This is a genomic window from Acetatifactor sp. (assembly GCF_982438285.1).
The window spans coordinates 1-3086 of record NZ_CEWDFQ010000350.1 but is presented as its reverse complement, the minus strand read 5'-3'; the positions used below and the strand labels follow the sequence as shown (position 1 = coordinate 3086).

Annotated in this window: 2 protein-coding genes; one reads left to right on the top strand and one right to left on the bottom strand. The window is 48.6% G+C overall.

The window, feature by feature from the left end:
* Window positions 1-16: 16 nt before the first annotated feature.
* Window positions 17-718: a 5'-methylthioadenosine/adenosylhomocysteine nucleosidase gene (locus AC1WIP_RS13680; RefSeq protein WP_481142349.1), complete on the bottom strand. Its 702-nt coding sequence runs from the start codon at window positions 716-718 to the stop codon at window positions 17-19.
* Window positions 719-981: 263 nt separating this feature from the next.
* On the opposite strand from AC1WIP_RS13680, the gene AC1WIP_RS13675 reads away from it, so the two are divergent.
* On the top strand, window positions 982-3086 hold a 2105-nt coding region (locus AC1WIP_RS13675; RefSeq protein ID WP_481142348.1), incomplete at its 3' end, for a hypothetical protein.

Here is a 3086-nt window from a genome sequence, read left to right as displayed (position 1 = left end):
GTTTTTTCAAATATACTTATTTCAACTCTCCCAGCATATTCTCTACAAGTCTGGCGGAATGCCTGGCAGCAGCCTTCTCAAAAACAGGGTATTCCACCTGGGCGCTGTCGTCCGCCTTATCTGAGATGGCGCGGATGATCACAAAGGGGATGTGGTTTAAAAAGGCGCTGTGGGCGATGGCGGCTCCCTCCATCTCTGCGCAGTCTCCCTGGAATTCTGAAATGAGACGGTCCTTTACCTCCTTCTTGGAGATAAATTGATCGCCGCTTACCACCCGGCCGATCACAGCGTGCAGGCCGGGGTTGACTCTCTCACAGGAGGCCTTGGCCAGCGAAGCAAGCCGCTCGTCCGCTGGAAATTCTCTTATGCCAAGCTGAGGAACCTCCCCCGGCTGGTAGCCGAAAATTACGGCGTCCACGTCATGGTAGAGAGCATCCCGGGAAATCAGGATATCGCCGATGTCCAGCTTTGCATTCAGAGAGCCTGCCACTCCCGTATTGATAATGTGCGTCACCTGGAAATCGTCTGCAAGAATCTGCACGCACACAGCGGCGTTGACCTTGCCCACACCGCTGCGGACAATGACAGCCTCAGCCCCATTAAGGGTGCCTTCAAAAAACTCCATTCCTGCCCTTTTGCGGATATTTGAAAGGGTCATCTTGGATTTTAATTCCTCAACCTCTAACTCCATTGCCCCGATAATTCCGATTTTGTTCATGCTAAAGTATCCTTTCCGTTTCTGAGCGCCGGAGGTTCAAAAGAGAGATTTGTCCGGCTGTATTTTTGCGTACTCAGTATACACTATTTACAGGGAAAAGGAAAGATAAACCTTTTCAGATTCCACCCTTCCATCCCTCATAAGAAAGAGATTTTCGGGGCAGGACAATTTTTTACATAGGCTTGGAAAAGTTTCTTCATATGTTTTTCACACGAAATTGGTATGATGAAAAAAAGTGTAAAAAGCAGACAGGAGGATGCAAAATGATAAGCAGCGGATCAAAAAAACCCTTCATCAACATCTGGTTTGGAAACTTTTACTGTCCTGCCTATGACGATAAAGACTTTGTGGATCAGATGATGGAGCAGATTGCACAGCTGGGCTTTACGGATGTGATGCTGGATGCCAAGGCCTGGGAGGATTTCAGGGACAGGTATGAGACGGGAGCGCTCAGTCCCTATGTGGAAATGCAGGAGTATATGCAGCAGTCTGCAGAAAGACATGGTCTGGGACATAATTTTCTGGCTCTTTATTTAAACGGGGACAATCTTTATCCCCGCATCCGGTTCAGCCCTCCCATCTTCGGAGAGGAAATTATAAACAGGGAAGGCCGTCCCGGGCACTGGTACAAATATTGGTCTGAGTACGCGCAGCTTTCCATGGTCAACCATGTGCAGCGCCTTATGAAGCAGTATGGGCAGAACTATACCTGTTGCCTGGACAAGGGAAAAGAGGTGCTGCCCCTTTGCTCCATGTGGGATCCGGTGGCGGCCATGAGCTTTGACCAGGATGGAAAGAACCGGTATGTAGCATACCTGAAGAGAATTTATGAAGGAGATATACAGCGGTTTAATGAGGCGTATCAAACCGGCTTTGATTCCTTTGAGGAGCTTGAGCCAAAGGACTATTGGTTTACCTTTTCCTATGACAAAACCCACCCCTTTGAGCCAGAGGACATCAAAAAGGCCACCCCCAGATTTTATATGTGGAGGGATAACGCTTTTTGGAAAATGGAAGAGCTGAAAAACTACTTTAAGACCATGCAGAAAAAGCTGAAAAAAATAGATGACAGAATTTTCCTGTTTCCAGGCATGACGCAATGGGGTTATTTTTTAAATGTGGACGGAAACAGGCTGGCAGATCGGGATGCGGATTTCAGCGGTCTATGGGATACGGCGGTAAGAGGAATCGACATTTATGCCCTGGCGGATTATGTGGATTGCTGTCACTTTCTTACGGTGCCCGTCACGCCGGACGGAAAGCCTGATCCTTACGCCGTATCCTGCCAGCACAGCATGATGCGGGTGATGAATGAAGGAAAAACAAATTTAGGGGGGATTTACTGGGGAAGATTTCTCTATCAGGATGTGTATGAATTTTTAACGCCCTGTGAGCTGATCGGCGTTATGGCTGCGGCGGGTGTGGAGGGCTATTCCTCCTACGGTATAAACGGGCTGGATGACGGAGGCGTGTTAAACCGCATGGATGAGAGCTTTCTTAAGTCGTTGAAAACAGGCAATGAATGGCTGGCAAGAGTGATTCCACAAAGGAGAGGAAACAAAAAGAAGGAGGCCGCCCTGCTTTTTCCCTCTGCCATGGCTGGGATAGAGCCCTTTGAGGTGGAAGGGAATAAAACAAGAAGGCTGGATTTTTTGGGGTGGTACAGGCTGCTGTGCGATCTGGGATATCAGGTGGATGTCATTGACAAGGGAGTGGTAAAAAAGGGTGGACTTGCTTCTTATAAAATATTGGTTGTGCCTTCTGACGATTGTTACTGCCTCTGCGCCGATAAAGAGCTGGAGGAGAAGATCCGGGAATGGACCCAAAAGGGAGGGGCTCTGCTGCACGGGCCGGAGGATGCCCTTTGTGAAAATGTCTTTGGAATCAAGGGGGAGGATTGTCCCAGGCAGCCCTATCAATATGATGTGACGATCATAGCCCAGGGAAACTGTTTCCAGAGCTATAGCAAAGGAGAAGTCCTGGCCCGGTATGTAAACAGCCGTCGCCCCTGTGTGGTAAAAAACAGGATGGGAGAAGGAGCCATATATTCTTTTGGAGTACAGATAGGCGCCTCCTACGCCTGCCAGAATATTCCCCACGTTCCCTATGATCAGAAAAATGCGGAGATGTATCCTCTTATCCTGTCCGGTACCAGGCTGTTTGAAGATATTTTGTCGGTACACTGTCGGCCGGAGAGAATTGTGAGGGGAAGAAACATAGAGACAGGGGAATTTGAAAACGGCTGCATTGTGATCAACCACAGCTCAGTGCCCTTAAAGCTTCCTCATACTAAAGGGAAAAAGGATTTTCAGTATCCGGTGGAGGGGGATATTCTGCTGCCCCGTTCGGCGGTATGGATATGTAAAAA

Excerpts from the sequence above, each read along its gene's own strand:
- AC1WIP_RS13680 (WP_481142349.1), bottom strand. The coding sequence starts at position 718 with ATGAACAAAATCGGAATTATCGGGGCAATGGAGTTAGAGGTTGAGGAA.